Origin of the sequence: Escherichia sp. 10290 (assembly GCF_030295155.1) — a bacterium.
Lineage (GTDB): Bacteria > Pseudomonadota > Gammaproteobacteria > Enterobacterales > Enterobacteriaceae > Escherichia > Escherichia coli_F.
The window spans coordinates 1,112,831-1,129,470 of sequence record NZ_AP025741.1; the positions used below are offsets into that span (position 1 = coordinate 1,112,831).

Here is a 16,640-nt window from a genome sequence, read left to right on the forward strand (position 1 = left end):
TTTCTTCTCTCTGACTTGCTTTTTTCAAAATTTTATTCGTTTCAAAATAAAATGTGCAGCAGGTTATAATTTTGCATTTCGCTATTTCCGCACTTCTTATTTGCCGCGCATAATCCCTCGTTTTACAGATGCCCCTTTAATTTTGGCGAAGGATTTGTCTATGGCTGGGAATGTTCAGGAAAAACAGCTGCGATGGTACAACATTGCGCTGATGTCTTTTATCACTGTCTGGGGTTTTGGCAACGTTGTTAATAACTACGCCAACCAGGGGCTGGTGGTTGTTTTTTCATGGGTGTTTATCTTTGCGCTCTATTTCACACCTTATGCGCTAATTGTTGGTCAGTTAGGCTCGACCTTCAAAGATGGGAAGGGCGGGGTCAGTACCTGGATTAAACACACGATGGGACCCGGACTGGCTTACCTCGCCGCGTGGACCTACTGGGTAGTGCATATTCCCTATCTGGCACAAAAACCCCAGGCAATACTGATTGCGCTCGGTTGGGCGATGAAAGGCGACGGTTCGCTAATCAAAGAATATTCCGTCGTAGCGTTACAGGGGTTAACGCTGGTGCTGTTTGTCTTCTTTATGTGGGTTGCTTCACGCGGTATGAAATCGCTGAAAATCGTCGGTTCTGTGGCAGGGATTGCGATGTTTGTTATGTCGCTCCTGTATGTGGCGATGGCGGTAACCGCGCCTGCGATTACTGAAGTGCATATTGCGACCACAAACATTACCTGGGAAACGTTTATTCCTCATATCGACTTTACCTACATTACCACTATTTCAATGCTGGTCTTTGCGGTTGGTGGAGCAGAGAAGATTTCTCCCTACGTTAATCAAACGCGCAACCCAGGAAAAGAATTTCCAAAAGGGATGTTATGCCTGGCGGTGATGGTTGCGGTGTGCGCGATCCTTGGATCGCTTGCAATGGGGATGATGTTTGACTCCCGCAATATTCCCGATGACTTAATGACCAACGGCCAGTATTACGCCTTCCAGAAGCTGGGCGAGTATTACAGCATGGGTAATACTTTAATGGTGATTTACGCCATTGCGAATACTCTGGGTCAAGTAGCTGCGCTGGTATTCTCGATTGATGCGCCGCTTAAAGTATTATTAGGCGATGCTGACAGCAAATATATTCCTGCCAGTTTATGTCGTACCAACGCATCTGGTACGCCCGTTAATGGCTATTTTCTGACCCTGGTGCTGGTGGCGATCCTGATTATGCTGCCGACTCTCGGCATCGGTGATATGAACAATCTCTATAAATGGCTGTTGAACCTTAACTCGGTAGTGATGCCGCTGCGTTATTTATGGGTATTTGTTGCATTTATTGCAGTTGTTCGCCTGGCGCAGAAATATAAGCCGGAATATGTCTTTATTCGTAATAAGCCGCTGGCAATGACCGTCGGAATTTGGTGTTTTGCCTTTACCGCTTTTGCCTGCCTGACGGGTATTTTCCCGAAAATGGAAGCCTTCACCGCAGAGTGGACATTCCAGTTGGCGCTGAATGTTGCAACGCCGTTTGTGCTGGTGGGATTAGGGCTGATATTCCCGCTGCTGGCGCGTAAAGCGAATAGCAAATAATTATTGTGGTCGGTGACGCTGACTCTGGCAGATCTGACCCGTTTTTACATAATCGAGAAATGCGCGCAAGCCGCAGGACATATACTGGCGGTTTGGGTAATAGATCTGGAAGCCTGGACGCTCTGTGATCCAGTCTTCCAGTACACATTCTAAACGACCGGTATCAAGGTACTCCTTGATCTGTTCATAGAGCAGATACCCGATACCAGCACCCATCAAAACGGCATCCAGTTCAGCATCAACATCATCCAGAATGATATTTCCTGCGACAGCAATTTCCAGCTCCTTTGCAAATTGCCAGTGGAAAGGTTTGCCGCTGGGATAACGAAAAACAACACATTGATGATTAAGCAGATCATGAGGATGGCGGGGTTTGCCATATCTTGCAAAGTACTCTGGCGTTGCTGCTACACATAATTTCACTGGCGGGCCGATCGCCACGCTGATCATATCTTTTTCGACGATGCCACTAAGTCGAACGCCAGCGTCAAAGCCCTGCTGGACGATATCAACAAGAGAGTCGTCAGTTGTGAGCTCGACTTTAATATCAGGATATTCACGTGTGAAACCAACCAGTAAAGGTATTAAAAATATACGTGCAGCTACCCGGGCGGCATTGATTTTGAGCGTACCTGTCGGTGTCAGACGAAAATCATTCATCTCATCTAACATGATCTGAATTTCGTCGAAAGCTGGGCGCAATCGTTCATAGAGATTAGAACCCGCTTCCGTTAACGATACGCTTCGGGTTGTCCGATTGAATAAGCGAATTTTAAGACGTTGTTCCAGTGTTTTAATACTATGGCTAATGGCGGACGAAGATAAGCCTAACTCATCGCCTGCTGCACGAAAGCTTTGATTACGGGCCACGGCAAAGAAAGTGGCAAAGTCAGACATATTCATCCGCATTAGTGAAAATCCTTCATTAACTCATCCTGAATCATCACGTTTACAGGATGATGCCGCCTGCGTAAAGTGCGCTCCAGAACTTAACGTGGAGGTAAAATTATGCAGTCTGAACGTATTTATTTGGTATGGGCCCATCCTCGTCATGATTCATTGACCGCACATATTGCTGATGCGATCCATCAGCGGGCAATGGAGCGGAAAATACAGGTGACGGAACTCGATTTATATCGGCGTAATTTCAACCCGGTGATGACGCCGGAAGATGAACCAGACTGGAAGAATATGGATAAACGTTATTCTCCAGAGGTTCATCAGCTTTATTCAGAGCTGCTTGAACATGACACGTTAGTGGTGGTTTTTCCTCTCTGGTGGTACAGCTTCCCAGCAATGCTAAAAGGATATATTGACAGAGTATGGAATAATGGGCTGGCTTATGGAGATGGGCACAAATTACCATTCAATAAAGTTCGTTGGGTGGCGCTGGTTGGAGGAGACAAAGAATCATTTGTCCAGATAGGCTGGGAAAAAAATATAAGCGATTATTTGATAAATATGTGCAGTTATCTTGGTATTGAAGATGCCGATGTCACTTTCTTGTGTAATACAGTGGTATTCGATGGGGAAGAACTTCACGCGAGCTATTATCAGTCGTTATTATCTCAGGTACGGGATATGGTAGATGCACTATAAGATGTGTTAAAAACGCTGTAGCAGAATGAAGCGCGGAATAACAAAGCGGCAACTCAATAAAGTTGCCGCTTTACGGGGAAATTAGAACATTACCTTATGACCGTACTGCTCAAGAATGCCTTTCACGCGTTCCATGGTCTCTTTCTTCGGTGGTTTAACACCATCAAGTTTGTATTCTTCACCCATCGCCACCCATTTGTGTTTGCCCAGCTCGTGGTAGGGGAGAAGCTCGATTTTCTCAACGTTGCCCATATCACGGGTAAATTCACCGAGGCGATGCGCTGAATCGTCATCGTCAGACCAGCCTGGGACAACAACGTAGCGGATCCACACCTTCACATTTTTATTCGCCAGATATTTAGCAAACTCCAGCGTGCGGTGGTTGGAAACTCCAACCAGATTTTGGTGGATCTCGTCGTTCATCTGTTTGAGATCGAGCATTACCAGGTCGGTTACTTCCAGCAGTTCATCAATCACCGGATCGTAACGACGAACAAAACCGTTGGTATCCAGACAGGTATGAATGCCTTCTTTTTTGCAGGCGCGGAACCAGTCACGAACAAACTCAGCTTGCAGGATTGCTTCACCGCCGGATGCGGTAACGCCGCCGCCGGAAGCGTTCATAAAGTGGCGATAGGTCACCACTTCCTTCATCAAATCTTCAACGGTAACTTCTTTACCGCCATGCGTGTCCCAGGTGTCGCGGTTATGACAATACAGGCAGCGCATCAGGCAGCCCTGGAAAAAGGTGATAAAGCGAATACCCGGGCCGTCTACGGTTCCACAGGATTCAAAGGAGTGAATGCGACCAATAACTGACATTGCGGTGTTTCTCCAGATGTGGCCCATCTGAGGCCGTGTTGGTGCGCAGCTCGAAGGCTACGTCGAGTCTGTTTTGGCAGTCACCTTAAAGTATAGATAGCTGACAAAAAAGGCTCTCGTGCTAAAAAAGGCCCCACTTTCGTGGAGCCTTTATTGTACGCTTTTTACTGTACGATTTCAGTCAAAACTAATTACATAGATTGAGTGAAGGTACGAGTAATAACGTCCTGCTGCTGTTCTTTAGTCAGCGAGTTGAAACGTACTGCGTAGCCAGATACACGGATGGTCAGCTGCGGATATTTTTCCGGGTTTTCCATCGCGTCGAGCAGCATTTCACGGTTCATCACGTTAACGTTCAGGTGCTGACCACCTTCGATGGATGCTTCGTGGTGGAAGTAACCATCCATCAGACCAGCCAGGTTGGTCTTACGAACTTCGTCGTCTTTACCCAGTGCGTTCGGAACGATAGAGAAGGTGTAGGAGATACCATCTTTAGCGTAAGCAAACGGCAGTTTAGCAACGGAAGTCAGAGATGCTACAGCACCTTTCTGGTCACGACCGTGCATCGGGTTAGCACCCGGTCCGAACGGCGCGCCAGCACGACGACCGTCTGGGGTGTTACCAGTTTTCTTACCATACACAACGTTAGAAGTGATGGTCAGAACAGACTGAGTCGGGATTGCGTCACGGTAGGTGTGCAGTTTCTGAATTTTCTTCATGAAACGTTCTACCAGGTCAACCGCCAGGTCATCTACACGCGGGTCGTTGTTACCAAACTGCGGGTATTCGCCTTCGATTTCGAAGTCGATAGCCAGACCGTCTTCGTCACGAATCGGTTTAACTTTCGCATATTTGATTGCAGACAGGGAGTCAGCAGCAACGGACAGACCAGCAATACCACATGCCATGGTGCGGATAACGTCACGGTCGTGCAGCGCCATTAGAGAGGCTTCGTAGCTGTACTTGTCGTGCATGTAGTGGATGATGTTCAGTGCAGTGATGTACTGTTTAGCCAGCCAGTCCATGAAGTGATCCATGCGCTCCATCACTTCATCGTAGTTCAGGACGTCGCCTTTGATCGGTTCAGATTTCGGACCAACCTGCATTTTCAGTTTTTCGTCAACGCCGCCGTTGATTGCGTACAGCATGGTTTTCGCCAGGTTTGCACGCGCACCGAAGAACTGCATTTGTTTACCAACGATCATCGGGCTTACGCAGCAAGCGATAGCGTAGTCATCGTTGTTGAAGTCCGGACGCATCAGGTCATCGTTCTCATACTGCAGAGAAGAGGTGTCGATGGACACTTTAGCAGCGAATTTCTTGAAGTTCAGCGGCAGTTTTTCAGACCACAGAATGGTCATGTTCGGTTCCGGAGACGGACCCATGGTGTACAGGGTGTTCAGGAAACGGAAGCTGTTTTTGGTAACCAGGGTACGACCGTCGAGGCCCATACCACCGATAGATTCGGTTGCCCAGATCGGGTCGCCAGAGAACAGTTCATCGTATTCCGGAGTACGCAGGAAGCGAACCATACGCAGTTTCATGACCAGGTGGTCAACCATTTCCTGCGCTTCTTGTTCGGTGATCTTGCCAGCTTTCAGGTCACGTTCGATGTACACATCCAGGAAGGTGGAGGTACGACCGAAGGACATTGCAGCACCGTTCTGAGACTTAACAGCAGCCAGGTAGCCGAAGTAAGTCCACTGGATAGCTTCCTGAGCGTTGGTAGCCGGACCAGAGATGTCGTAGCCGTATTTCGCAGCCATTTCTTTCATCTGACCCAGAGCGCGGTGCTGTTCAGCGATTTCTTCGCGCAGACGGATAGTCTGTTCCAGGTTTACGCCGTTTTCCAGATCAGCCTGCAGAGAGGTGAACTGAGCGTATTTGTCTTTCATCAGGTAGTCGATACCGTACAGCGCAACGCGACGGTAGTCACCGATGATACGACCACGGCCATAAGCATCTGGCAGACCGGTCAGAACACCGGATTTACGGCAACGCAGGATGTCCGGAGTGTAAACGTCGAACACGCCCTGGTTGTGAGTTTTACGGTATTCAGTGAAGATTTTTTTGATCATCGGGTCCAGTTCGCGGTTGTACGCTTTGCAGGAACCTTCGATCATTTTGATACCACCGAACGGGATAAGAGCACGTTTCAGCGGAGCTTCAGTCTGCAGACCAACAACTTTTTCCAACGCTTTGTTGATGTAGCCAGCGTCGTGAGAGGTGATGGTGGAAGCAACAGCGGTGTCAAAGTCAACTGGCGCGTGAGTGCGGTTTTCCAGTTTAACGCCTTCCATTACTTTGTCCCACAGGGTGGTGGTCGCTTCAGTAGCGCCAGCCAGGAAGGACTCGTCACCCTCGTACGGAGTGTAGTTTTTCTGAATGAAGTCACGGACGTTTACTTCATTCTGCCAGTCACCTTTGGTAAAACCTTCCCAGGCTGTGGCTAACTTTTCATTAAGCTCGGACATGTAACACCTACCTTCTTAAGTGGATTTTTTATTTACTGCGTACTTCGACAACCATTAATGGTGATCGTTTTCACGCAGGTAAATGACCCAGTATGTCAACCCAACCAACAAACCACCGCCGATAATATTACCGATCGTAACCGGAATCAGGTTATCAGTGATGAAGTTCATCACGGTCAGGTGAGAAAAATTTTCCGGTGCAGAACCGACAGCGGTCCAGAATTCCGGAGATGCGAAGTCGCGGATTACAATACCCATCGGGATCATAAACATGTTTGCGATACTGTGCTCAAAACCGCTGGCAACAAACATCGCGACCGGCAGCACCATAATGAACGCTTTATCCATCAGGCTGCGGCCAGAATAACTCATCCATACTGCCAGACATACCATCAGGTTTGCCAGGATACCAAGACAGACGGCCTCAATAAAAGTATGGTGCACTTTGTGGTCGGCGGTTTGTAGGACGTTTAGTCCCCATTGACCATTCGCGGTCATATACTCGCCGGAAAGCCACATTAAAAGTACAAACAGCAGTGCGCCGACCAGGTTGCCAAAATAGACATTTAGCCAGTTTTTCGCCAACTGACCCCAGGTGATGCGCCCACTCGCCTTAGCAACAACAATCAACACTGTGGAAGTAAAGAGATCGGCTCCGCAGACAACACAAAGAATCAGCCCCAGAGAGAAGCAAATGCCGCCAACCAGTTTTGCCATGCCGAAGGGCATTGTTCCTGTGCCAGTGGTTGCTGTGATATAGAAGACGAATGCGATTGAGATGAAAACACCGGCGGTAATCGCCAGATAGAAAGTCTTAAGCGGATGTTTCGTTGCTTTATAGACACCTGCCTCTTCGGCCACTTTGGCCATTGCTGCAGGAAGTAAAAGATCAAAAGGGTTGTCAGCTTTCACACTAACTCTCTCTTTATTAAGTCGGCGACGAGATACTAACAAAGCATTATAGATGAGAAATTGATATAGATCATATCTCGCCTGGCTTATAGGCCCGTAACTCGCATGGTTTTTATGCAAATACGGAGTAAATATTTGATTATCCAAATAAAAATAAATTTTAAAAATTAACAAATGAGTTGAATTTTTTCCGCATCCTCCGCTAAAACAGTTAATTAAAAGGGAGCACCAGGCGAATAAAGTAACAATATCGATCGTATTTATTAAATACAAATTACCGATATTTAACTTTATAATTACAATTATTTTATTAATGCAAATATATGTAAAGCGGGGCATTAAAAAAACGCCCCGTAATATAACTCAGACGAATCATTAAGCCTACATTGCGTAGGCTATTTGATTTTATTTTGCCCAGAATGCTGCTTTGGCGCGCTGCAGCTTTTCGTAGGCCTTCAACAACGACTGATGTGCAGCAAACGCGTGCAGATCGCTATCTACGGGTTGCAAGCCATAAAACGCCGATTCACCGCTCATTGCCGCACTGGCGGCTTCTACGGCATCTGCGCCATACATACGAACGAAGGCATTCAGATATTGCAGTGGTTGGCGGTCTTCTTCCTGTGCCAGTAATAACAACGTTTGCAGACAGCGATAATAGTTGGCGCGTTCCGGATTAAATACTGATGAGTTAAACTCCATCGTCCATTCGGTCCAGACCAGAGCCTGTTCCAGATCGCCACCAGCCAGCGCCAGCATGGCTTTTAATTCTCCGATACGCAGGGTGTACCAACCGTTATCCGACCCGGTCGCCAGACCCAACAGCTCACGCACGCGAGTAAAGTCATCAAAACCTTCTTCATCCAGTTGCTCGATGAGGTTCAGGTAATCTTCTTTTTCCCACTCGCTGCCTGGGAGTGAAAGAATCGTTTCACGTAAATGGCTGCCCATGCTGTTATTCGCCAGCCACAGATCTTCTGCCGGATAAATATCGGACATGCCAGGCACGATAATGCGGCAAGCATAAACGCCCAGATGCTCGTAATCGGCAATATAAACTTCTTTATCTTCTTTGTTGAAGATAGCCATCAGCGTAGCAAACTCTTCTTCCGTGGTGCCTGAGAAGCTCCAGTCCACAAACGGATAATCAGCATCCTGCTTGAATAGGTCCCAGGAGATTAAACCGCTGGAATCGATAAAGTGCGTTTCGAGGTTAGTATGTTCAGCGACTTCTTCATCATCGAAGGTTGGCGGAGTAAACACATCCAAATCTTTCAGACCGCGGCCTTGCAGCAACTCGGTCACGGTACGTTCCAGTGCAACGCCAAAATCAGGATGTGCACCGAAGGATGCAAAGCAGGTACCGTTAGCTGGATTGAACAGTACCACGCAGATCACCGGATATTGACCGCCAAGCGAGGCATCATAAGCGAAGATCGGGAAACCTTCCGCTTCCAGTGTTTCGATCGCTTCAACCACCGCTGGATAACGCGCCAGCACGTCTGCCGGGATCTCTGGCAGGCTGATGCTTTCAGCAATAATCCGGTTTTTCACGTAGCGTTCGAAAACTTCGGACAACCCCTGGACGCGTGCTTCGTTTCGGGTATTGCCAGCGGACATACCGTTAGAAACGTACAGGTTACCAATGATATTCATCGGAATATAAACGATCTGATTGTCGGACTGGCGCGTAAACGGCAGACCGCAAATACCACGATCTTCGTTACCAGATTGTAGGTCAATCAGCATGCTGCCGGTCAGTTCATTCTCCGGATCGTAAAATGCGCGCAGACGGTCATCGAGCAGCCCTTCTGGTACATCGTCGTTTTCGGTCAGTGGGAACCATTTTTCGTTGGGATAATGCACGAATGGACCGTTGGCGATGGTTTCGCCCAGCCAGAAGTCAGCAAAAAAGTAGTTGGTAGACAGACGCTCGAAATATTCACCGAGTGCAGAAGCCAGCGCCGCTTTTTTGGTTGCGCCTTTACCGTTGGTAAAACACAGTGCGCACTCTTTGTCGCGAATATGTACAGACCAGACGTTAGGCACGGGATTCAGCCAGGAGGCCTCTTCAATCTGAAAACCGAGGTCTGAAAGTTTTTGCTGGAAGCGAGCGATGGAATCTTCCAGAGCGGCATCTTTGCCGGGGATAAATGTTTGCGTCATGAAAATCACTTTAGTCGTACGGAAAGCGCGCAATAATACGGGTTTTATCTCAAAGGCGCTATCACCGCCGCCATGCCGATGAACTGTTGACTATGCTTTTAGTGGATAAACCACGATAAGAGCATAAAAATGAAGGCGTTCGATCTCCACCGTATGGCACTTGATAAAGTGCCTTTTGATTTCCTTGGCGAAGTTGCACTACGTAGTCTTTATACCTTTGTACTGGTTTTTTTGTTCCTCAAAATGACCGGAAGACGCGGTGTGCGGCAGATGTCGCTTTTTGAAGTGTTAATCATTCTGACGCTGGGGTCAGCGGCGGGGGATGTGGCGTTTTATGATGATGTGCCGATGGTTCCGGTGCTTATCGTCTTTATTACTCTGGCGTTGTTATACCGTCTGGTAATGTGGTTGATGGCGCACAGTGAAAAACTGGAGGATCTTCTGGAAGGCAAGCCGGTTGTCATTATTGAGGATGGTGAGCTGGCCTGGTCGAAACTTAATAACTCCAACATGACGGAATTTGAGTTCTTTATGGAGCTGCGACTGCGTGGAGTGGAGCAGTTGGGGCAGGTACGTCTGGCGATTCTCGAAACCAACGGGCAAATCAGTGTCTATTTCTTTGAAGATGACAAGGTCAAACCGGGATTACTTATTTTACCCAGTGACTGTACTCAGCGTTACAAAGTGGTGCCTGAGTCGGCGGACTATGCTTGCATCCGTTGCAGTGAGATCATTCATATGAACGCAGGGGAAAAACAATTATGTCCGCGCTGTGCAAATCCAGAATGGACGAAGGCAAGTCGGGCTAAACGGGTGACCTGACAGCAAAAAAATCGGTTTTTGGACAATAATCCGAGAGATTCTATTGTGTGACGCGTGCCGCATTTTTGCCCTCGACTGTTTTACCCATTGCGATGCGCGCCACTGAATGATAAAACCGATAGCCACAGGAATAATGTATTACCCGCGGTCGCAATCGATTGTCCGTGGGTTAATGGCAACGCAACGTGGTGAGGGGAAATGGCTCAAATCTTCAATTTTAGTTCTGGTCCGGCAATGCTACCGGCAGAGGTGCTTAAACAGGCTCAACAGGAACTGCGCGACTGGAACGGTCTTGGTACGTCGGTGATGGAAGTGAGCCACCGTGGTAAAGAGTTCATTCAGGTTGCAGAGGAAGCCGAGAAGGATTTTCGCGATCTTCTTAATATCCCCTCCAACTATAAAGTATTGTTCTGCCACGGCGGTGGTCGCGGTCAGTTTGCTGCTGTTCCGCTGAATATTCTTGGTGATAAAACCACTGCAGATTATGTTGATGCCGGTTACTGGGCGGCAAGTGCCATTAAAGAAGCGAAAAAATACTGCAAGCCAAATGTCTTTGACGCCAAAGTGACTGTTGATGGTCTTCGTGCGGTTAAGCCAATGCGTGAATGGCAGCTCTCTGATAATGCCGCTTATATGCATTACTGCCCAAATGAGACCATCGATGGTATCGCCATCGACGAAACGCCAGACTTTGGTAAAGAAGTGGTGGTTGCAGCCGACTTCTCTTCAACGATTCTTTCCCGTCCAATTGACGTCAGTCGTTACGGTGTGATTTATGCTGGCGCACAGAAAAATATCGGCCCGGCGGGCCTGACAATCGTCATCGTTCGTGAAGACTTACTGGGTAAAGCGAATATCGCTTGTCCGTCGATTCTGGATTATTCCATCCTTAACGATAACGACTCAATGTTTAACACGCCGCCGACATTTGCCTGGTACCTGTCCGGTCTGGTATTCAAATGGCTGAAAGCGAACGGCGGCGTGGCTGCAATGGATAAAATCAATCAGCAAAAAGCAGAACTGCTGTATGGGGTGATTGATAACAGCGATTTCTACCGCAATGACGTGGCGAAAGCTAACCGTTCGCGGATGAACGTGCCGTTCCAGTTGGCGGACAGTGCGCTTGACAAATTGTTCCTTGAAGAGTCTTTTGCTGCGGGGCTGCATGCCCTGAAAGGGCATCGTGTGGTCGGCGGTATGCGTGCGTCAATTTATAACGCAATGCCTCTGGAAGGCGTTAAAGCGCTGACAGACTTCATGATTGAGTTCGAACGCCGTCACGGCTAATGCCGAAATTTTGCTTAATCCCCACAGCCAGCCTGTGGGGTTTTTATTTCTGTTGTAGAGAGTTGAGTTCATGGAATCCCTGACGTTACAACCCATCGCTCGTGTCGATGGCACCATTAATCTGCCCGGTTCCAAGAGCGTTTCTAACCGCGCTTTATTGCTGGCGGCATTAGCACACGGCAAAACAGTATTAACCAATCTGCTGGATAGCGATGACGTGCGCCATATGCTGAATGCATTAACAGCGTTAGGGGTAAGCTATACGCTTTCAGCCGATCGTACGCGTTGCGAAATCATCGGTAACGGCGGTCCATTACACGCAAAAAGTGCCCTGGAGTTGTTCCTCGGTAACGCCGGAACGGCAATGCGTCCGCTGGCGGCAGCTCTTTGTCTGGGTAGCAATGATATTGTGCTGACCGGTGAACCGCGTATGAAAGAACGCCCCATTGGTCATCTGGTGGATGCGCTGCGCCTGGGCGGGGCGAAGATCACTTACCTGGAACAAGAAAATTATCCACCATTGCGTTTACAGGGCGGCTTTACTGGCGGCAACGTTGACGTTGATGGCTCCGTTTCCAGCCAGTTCCTCACCGCACTGTTAATGACTGCGCCTCTTGCACCGGAAGATACGGTGATTCGTATTAAAGGCGATCTGGTCTCTAAACCTTATATCGACATCACACTCAATCTGATGAAGACGTTTGGTGTTGAAATTGAAAATCAGCACTATCAACAATTTGTCGTAAAAGGCGGGCAGTCTTATCAGTCTCCGGGTACTTATTTGGTCGAAGGCGATGCATCTTCGGCTTCTTACTTCCTGGCAGCAGCAGCAATCAAAGGCGGCACTGTAAAAGTGACCGGCATTGGACGCAACAGTATGCAGGGTGATATTCGCTTTGCTGATGTGCTGGAAAAAATGGGCGCGACCATTTGCTGGGGCGATGATTATATTTCCTGCACGCGTGGTGAACTGAACGCTATTGATATGGATATGAACCATATTCCCGATGCGGCGATGACCATTGCCACGGCGGCATTATTTGCAAAAGGCACTACCACGCTGCGCAATATCTATAACTGGCGTGTTAAAGAGACCGATCGCCTGTTTGCGATGGCAACAGAGCTACGTAAAGTCGGCGCGGAAGTAGAAGAGGGGCACGATTACATTCGTATCACTCCACCGGAAAAACTGAACTTTGCCGAGATCGCAACATACAATGATCACCGGATGGCGATGTGTTTCTCGCTGGTGGCGTTGTCAGATACACCAGTGACGATTCTTGATCCCAAATGCACGGCCAAAACATTTCCGGATTATTTCGAGCAGCTGGCGCGGATTAGCCAGGCAGCCTGAATGAACAACGTGCAATAAATAGCCAAATCTTTCTTTATCAATACGTCGGCACATTGCCGGCGTTTTTTTTCGGACCTTGTGAGTCATTTTGATTAATGGTAGCGTCGTTTGTCGATGTAAGTTATTGATACATAATATTTATATATGATTAATCAACGGATGATTCACATGAAGAATACTAAATTACTGCTGGCGATTGCGGCCTCTGCAGCTTTACTGACAGGGTGTCAGAATACCCACGGTATTGATACCAATATGGCTATCAGCTCAGGTTTAAATGCCTATAAAGCAGCAACGTTAAGCGATGCTGATGCAAAAGCGATTGCCAATCAGGGCTGTGCCGAAATGGACAGCGGCAATCAAGTCGCAAGTAAATCCAGCAAGTACGGTAAACGTCTGGCAAAAATCGCCAAAGCATTGGGTAACAATATTAATGGCACGCCGGTCAACTATAAGGTTTATATGACCAGCGACGTCAACGCATGGGCGATGGCGAACGGCTGTGTTCGTGTCTACAGTGGCCTGATGGACATGATGAACGACAACGAAATTGAAGGCGTTCTGGGTCATGAACTGGGCCACGTCGCGTTGGGTCACTCGCTGGCTGAAATGAAAGCTTCTTATGCGATCGTTGCCGCACGTGATGCGATTTCCGCTACCAGCGGTGTGGCTTCCCAGCTTTCTCGCTCACAATTAGGTGATATCGCAGAAGGCGCGATCAATGCTAAATACTCCCGCGATAAAGAGTCCGAAGCAGATGATTTCTCCTTTGATCTGTTGAAGAAACGTGGCATCAGCACCCAGGGGCTGGTTGGCAGCTTTGAAAAATTGGCCAGCCTGGATGGCGGCCGTACCCAGTCCATGTTTGACTCTCATCCACCATCAACAGAGCGTGCGCAACACATCCGTGATCGTATCGCCTCTGGTAAGTAAATCATTGTCATCTTTCGGGCTGGTCTTCTGCCAGCCCGCTATAATTGCGCAATAAATCCCCATCTGAATACAGACAAAACTGGTTTTTGCACACAACGTTAACGATTTGTGGCGTCGGCGCGTATAATGCGCGCGGTTATGTTAACGGTACGCCTGTTTTAAGGAGATAAAGATGACGGCAATTGCCCCGGTTATTACCATTGATGGCCCAAGCGGTGCAGGGAAAGGCACCTTGTGTAAGGCTATGGCGGAAGCGTTGCAATGGCATCTGCTGGACTCGGGTGCAATTTATCGCGTACTGGCACTGGCGGCATTACATCACCATGTTGATGTTGCAACGGAAGATGCGCTCGTGCCGCTGGCATCCCATCTGGATGTACGTTTTGTGTCGACCAATGGCAATCTGGAAGTGATCCTCGAAGGGGAAGATGTCAGCGGCGAAATTCGTACTCAGGAAGTGGCGAATGCTGCTTCACAAGTCGCGGCATTCCCACGCGTTCGTGAAGCATTATTGCGTCGCCAACGCGCGTTTCGCGAATTACCAGGCTTGATTGCCGATGGCCGCGATATGGGAACGGTGGTATTCCCTGATGCGCCAGTGAAAATTTTCCTTGACGCCTCCTCGGAAGAACGTGCGCATCGCCGCATGCTACAGTTGCAGGAGAAGGGCTTTAGTGTTAACTTTGAGCGCCTTTTGGCCGAGATCAAAGAACGCGACGACCGCGATCGTAACCGAGCGGTAGCGCCACTGGTTCCGGCAGCCGATGCTTTAGTGTTGGATTCCACCACCTTAAGCATTGAGCAAGTGATTGAAAAAGCGCTACAATACGCGCGCCAGAAATTGGCTCTCGCATAAGCGACCGAATTTGCAGTACCCCCGTTGCAATGGAATGACAGCGGGTATGTTAAACAACCCCATCCGGCATGGAGCCAGGTGGACGTTAAATATAAACCTGAAGATTAAACATGACTGAATCTTTTGCTCAACTCTTTGAAGAGTCCTTAAAAGAAATCGAAACCCGCCCGGGTTCTATCGTTCGTGGCGTTGTTGTTGCTATCGACAAAGACGTAGTACTGGTTGACGCTGGTCTGAAATCTGAGTCCGCCATCCCGGCTGAGCAGTTCAAAAACGCCCAGGGCGAGCTGGAAATCCAGGTAGGTGACGAAGTTGACGTTGCTCTGGACGCAGTAGAAGACGGCTTCGGTGAAACTCTGCTGTCCCGTGAGAAAGCTAAACGTCACGAAGCCTGGATCACGCTGGAAAAAGCTTACGAAGATGCTGAAACTGTTACCGGTGTTATCAACGGCAAAGTTAAGGGCGGCTTCACTGTTGAGCTGAACGGTATTCGTGCGTTCCTGCCAGGTTCTCTGGTAGACGTTCGTCCGGTGCGTGACACTCTGCACCTGGAAGGCAAAGAGCTTGAATTCAAAGTAATCAAGCTGGATCAGAAGCGCAACAACGTTGTTGTTTCTCGTCGTGCCGTTATCGAATCCGAAAACAGCGCAGAGCGCGATCAGCTGCTGGAAAACCTGCAGGAAGGCATGGAAGTTAAAGGTATCGTTAAGAACCTCACTGACTACGGTGCATTCGTTGATCTGGGCGGCGTTGACGGCCTGCTGCACATCACTGATATGGCCTGGAAACGTGTTAAGCATCCGAGCGAAATCGTCAACGTGGGCGACGAAATCACTGTTAAAGTGCTGAAGTTCGACCGCGAACGTACCCGTGTATCCCTGGGCCTGAAACAGCTGGGCGAAGATCCGTGGGTAGCTATCGCTAAACGTTATCCGGAAGGTACCAAACTGACTGGTCGCGTGACCAACCTGACCGACTACGGCTGCTTCGTTGAAATCGAAGAAGGCGTTGAAGGCCTGGTACACGTTTCCGAAATGGATTGGACCAACAAAAACATCCACCCGTCCAAAGTTGTTAACGTTGGCGATGTAGTGGAAGTTATGGTTCTGGATATCGACGAAGAACGTCGTCGTATCTCCCTGGGTCTGAAACAGTGCAAAGCTAACCCGTGGCAGCAGTTCGCGGAAACCCACAACAAGGGTGACCGTGTTGAAGGTAAAATCAAGTCTATCACTGACTTCGGTATCTTCATCGGCCTGGACGGCGGCATCGACGGCCTGGTTCACCTGTCTGACATCTCCTGGAACGTTGCAGGCGAAGAAGCAGTTCGTGAATACAAAAAAGGCGACGAAATCGCTGCAGTTGTTCTGCAGGTTGACGCAGAACGTGAACGTATCTCCCTGGGCGTTAAACAGCTCGCAGAAGATCCGTTCAACAACTGGGTTGCTCTGAACAAGAAAGGCGCTATCGTAACCGGTAAAGTAACTGCAGTTGACGCTAAAGGCGCAACCGTAGAACTGGCTGACGGCGTAGAAGGTTACCTGCGTGCTTCTGAAGCATCCCGTGACCGCGTTGAAGACGCTACCCTGGTTCTGAGCGTTGGCGACGAAGTTGAAGCTAAATTCACCGGCGTTGATCGTAAAAACCGCGCAATCAGCCTGTCTGTTCGTGCGAAAGACGAAGCTGACGAGAAAGATGCAATCGCAACTGTTAACAAACAGGAAGATGCAAACTTCTCCAACAACGCAATGGCTGAAGCTTTCAAAGCAGCTAAAGGCGAGTAATTCTCTGACTCTTCGGGATTTTTATTCCGAAGTTTGTTGA

Annotated in this window: 13 protein-coding genes; 8 read left to right on the forward strand and 5 right to left on the reverse strand. The window is 48.7% G+C overall.

Going from position 1 to position 16,640, the window contains the following annotated elements:
• Window positions 1-160 precede the first annotated feature (160 nt).
• The gene (locus QUE74_RS05275; protein ID WP_000918528.1) at window positions 161-1,591 is read left to right on the forward strand and encodes an APC family permease; all 1,431 of its coding nucleotides are present in this window, start codon (window positions 161-163) and stop codon (window positions 1,589-1,591) included.
• Here QUE74_RS05275 and QUE74_RS05280 read toward each other — a convergent pair whose 3' ends face one another.
• Entirely contained in the window at window positions 1,592-2,500 is a 909-nt protein-coding gene (locus QUE74_RS05280; protein WP_001242668.1) for a LysR family transcriptional regulator, read from the reverse strand. It abuts the gene before it with no gap.
• Window positions 2,501-2,599: 99 nt separating this feature from the next.
• On the opposite strand from QUE74_RS05280, the gene QUE74_RS05285 reads away from it, so the two are divergent.
• Window positions 2,600-3,190, forward strand: a complete 591-nt coding sequence (locus QUE74_RS05285; protein ID WP_001190361.1) for an NAD(P)H oxidoreductase — start codon at window positions 2,600-2,602, stop codon at window positions 3,188-3,190.
• 81 nt (window positions 3,191-3,271) lie between these two features.
• Here the strand turns inward: QUE74_RS05285 and pflA are convergent, their stop codons facing one another.
• The 4 genes from pflA to ycaO form a co-directional block, all read right to left on the reverse strand.
• Entirely contained in the window at window positions 3,272-4,012 is a 741-nt protein-coding gene (gene pflA / locus QUE74_RS05290; RefSeq protein ID WP_000111043.1) for a pyruvate formate lyase 1-activating protein, read from the reverse strand.
• A 191-nt stretch (window positions 4,013-4,203) separates the two neighbouring features.
• Entirely contained in the window at window positions 4,204-6,486 is a 2,283-nt protein-coding gene (gene pflB, locus QUE74_RS05295) for a formate C-acetyltransferase (protein WP_001292814.1), read from the reverse strand.
• A gap of 54 nt (window positions 6,487-6,540) precedes the next feature.
• Window positions 6,541-7,398, reverse strand: coding sequence for a formate transporter FocA (gene focA, locus QUE74_RS05300; RefSeq protein ID WP_000642546.1), 858 nt, complete (start codon window positions 7,396-7,398; stop codon window positions 6,541-6,543).
• A 405-nt stretch (window positions 7,399-7,803) separates the two neighbouring features.
• A complete protein-coding gene (gene ycaO, locus QUE74_RS05305) occupies window positions 7,804-9,564 on the reverse strand; it encodes a 30S ribosomal protein S12 methylthiotransferase accessory factor YcaO (RefSeq protein ID WP_001354879.1) in 1,761 nt (586 codons plus the stop codon).
• Between the two features lie 129 nt (window positions 9,565-9,693).
• On the opposite strand from ycaO, the gene QUE74_RS05310 reads away from it, so the two are divergent.
• The 6 genes from QUE74_RS05310 (at window position 9,694) to rpsA (ending at window position 16,600) form a co-directional block, all read left to right on the forward strand.
• Window positions 9,694-10,386, forward strand: coding sequence for a DUF421 domain-containing protein (locus tag QUE74_RS05310; protein WP_000642860.1), 693 nt, complete (start codon window positions 9,694-9,696; stop codon window positions 10,384-10,386).
• Window positions 10,387-10,584: 198 nt separating this feature from the next.
• The gene (serC, locus tag QUE74_RS05315) at window positions 10,585-11,673 is read left to right on the forward strand and encodes a 3-phosphoserine/phosphohydroxythreonine transaminase (protein WP_000057129.1); all 1,089 of its coding nucleotides are present in this window, start codon (window positions 10,585-10,587) and stop codon (window positions 11,671-11,673) included.
• Between the two features lie 70 nt (window positions 11,674-11,743).
• Window positions 11,744-13,027: a 3-phosphoshikimate 1-carboxyvinyltransferase gene (gene aroA / locus QUE74_RS05320; protein ID WP_000445247.1), complete on the forward strand. Its 1,284-nt coding sequence runs from the start codon at window positions 11,744-11,746 to the stop codon at window positions 13,025-13,027.
• A 168-nt stretch (window positions 13,028-13,195) separates the two neighbouring features.
• Entirely contained in the window at window positions 13,196-13,960 is a 765-nt protein-coding gene (ycaL, locus tag QUE74_RS05325) for a metallopeptidase YcaL (protein WP_001353317.1), read from the forward strand.
• Window positions 13,961-14,132: 172 nt separating this feature from the next.
• Window positions 14,133-14,816, forward strand: a complete 684-nt coding sequence (gene cmk, locus QUE74_RS05330) for a (d)CMP kinase (RefSeq protein WP_000125021.1) — start codon at window positions 14,133-14,135, stop codon at window positions 14,814-14,816.
• 110 nt (window positions 14,817-14,926) lie between these two features.
• On the forward strand, window positions 14,927-16,600 hold the full coding sequence (rpsA, locus tag QUE74_RS05335) for a 30S ribosomal protein S1 (RefSeq protein WP_000140327.1): 1,674 nt from the start codon (window positions 14,927-14,929) through the stop codon (window positions 16,598-16,600).
• Window positions 16,601-16,640 lie beyond the last annotated feature (40 nt).

Bases quoted from the DNA above. Each gene is read 5' to 3' on its own strand.
- rpsA (WP_000140327.1), top strand. From the start codon at position 14,927: ATGACTGAATCTTTTGCTCAACTCTTTGAAGAGTCCTTAAAAGAAATC.
- pflB (WP_001292814.1), bottom strand. From the start codon at position 6,486: ATGTCCGAGCTTAATGAAAAGTTAGCCACAGCCTGGGAAGGTTTTACC.
- cmk (WP_000125021.1), top strand. From the start codon at position 14,133: ATGACGGCAATTGCCCCGGTTATTACCATTGATGGCCCAAGCGGTGCA.
- QUE74_RS05280 (WP_001242668.1), bottom strand. From the start codon at position 2,500: ATGCGGATGAATATGTCTGACTTTGCCACTTTCTTTGCCGTGGCCCGT.
- QUE74_RS05275 (WP_000918528.1), top strand. From the start codon at position 161: ATGGCTGGGAATGTTCAGGAAAAACAGCTGCGATGGTACAACATTGCG.
- pflA (WP_000111043.1), bottom strand. From the start codon at position 4,012: ATGTCAGTTATTGGTCGCATTCACTCCTTTGAATCCTGTGGAACCGTA.
- aroA (WP_000445247.1), top strand. From the start codon at position 11,744: ATGGAATCCCTGACGTTACAACCCATCGCTCGTGTCGATGGCACCATT.
- ycaL (WP_001353317.1), top strand. From the start codon at position 13,196: ATGAAGAATACTAAATTACTGCTGGCGATTGCGGCCTCTGCAGCTTTA.
- QUE74_RS05285 (WP_001190361.1), top strand. From the start codon at position 2,600: ATGCAGTCTGAACGTATTTATTTGGTATGGGCCCATCCTCGTCATGAT.
- serC (WP_000057129.1), top strand. From the start codon at position 10,585: ATGGCTCAAATCTTCAATTTTAGTTCTGGTCCGGCAATGCTACCGGCA.
- QUE74_RS05310 (WP_000642860.1), top strand. From the start codon at position 9,694: ATGAAGGCGTTCGATCTCCACCGTATGGCACTTGATAAAGTGCCTTTT.
- ycaO (WP_001354879.1), bottom strand. From the start codon at position 9,564: ATGACGCAAACATTTATCCCCGGCAAAGATGCCGCTCTGGAAGATTCC.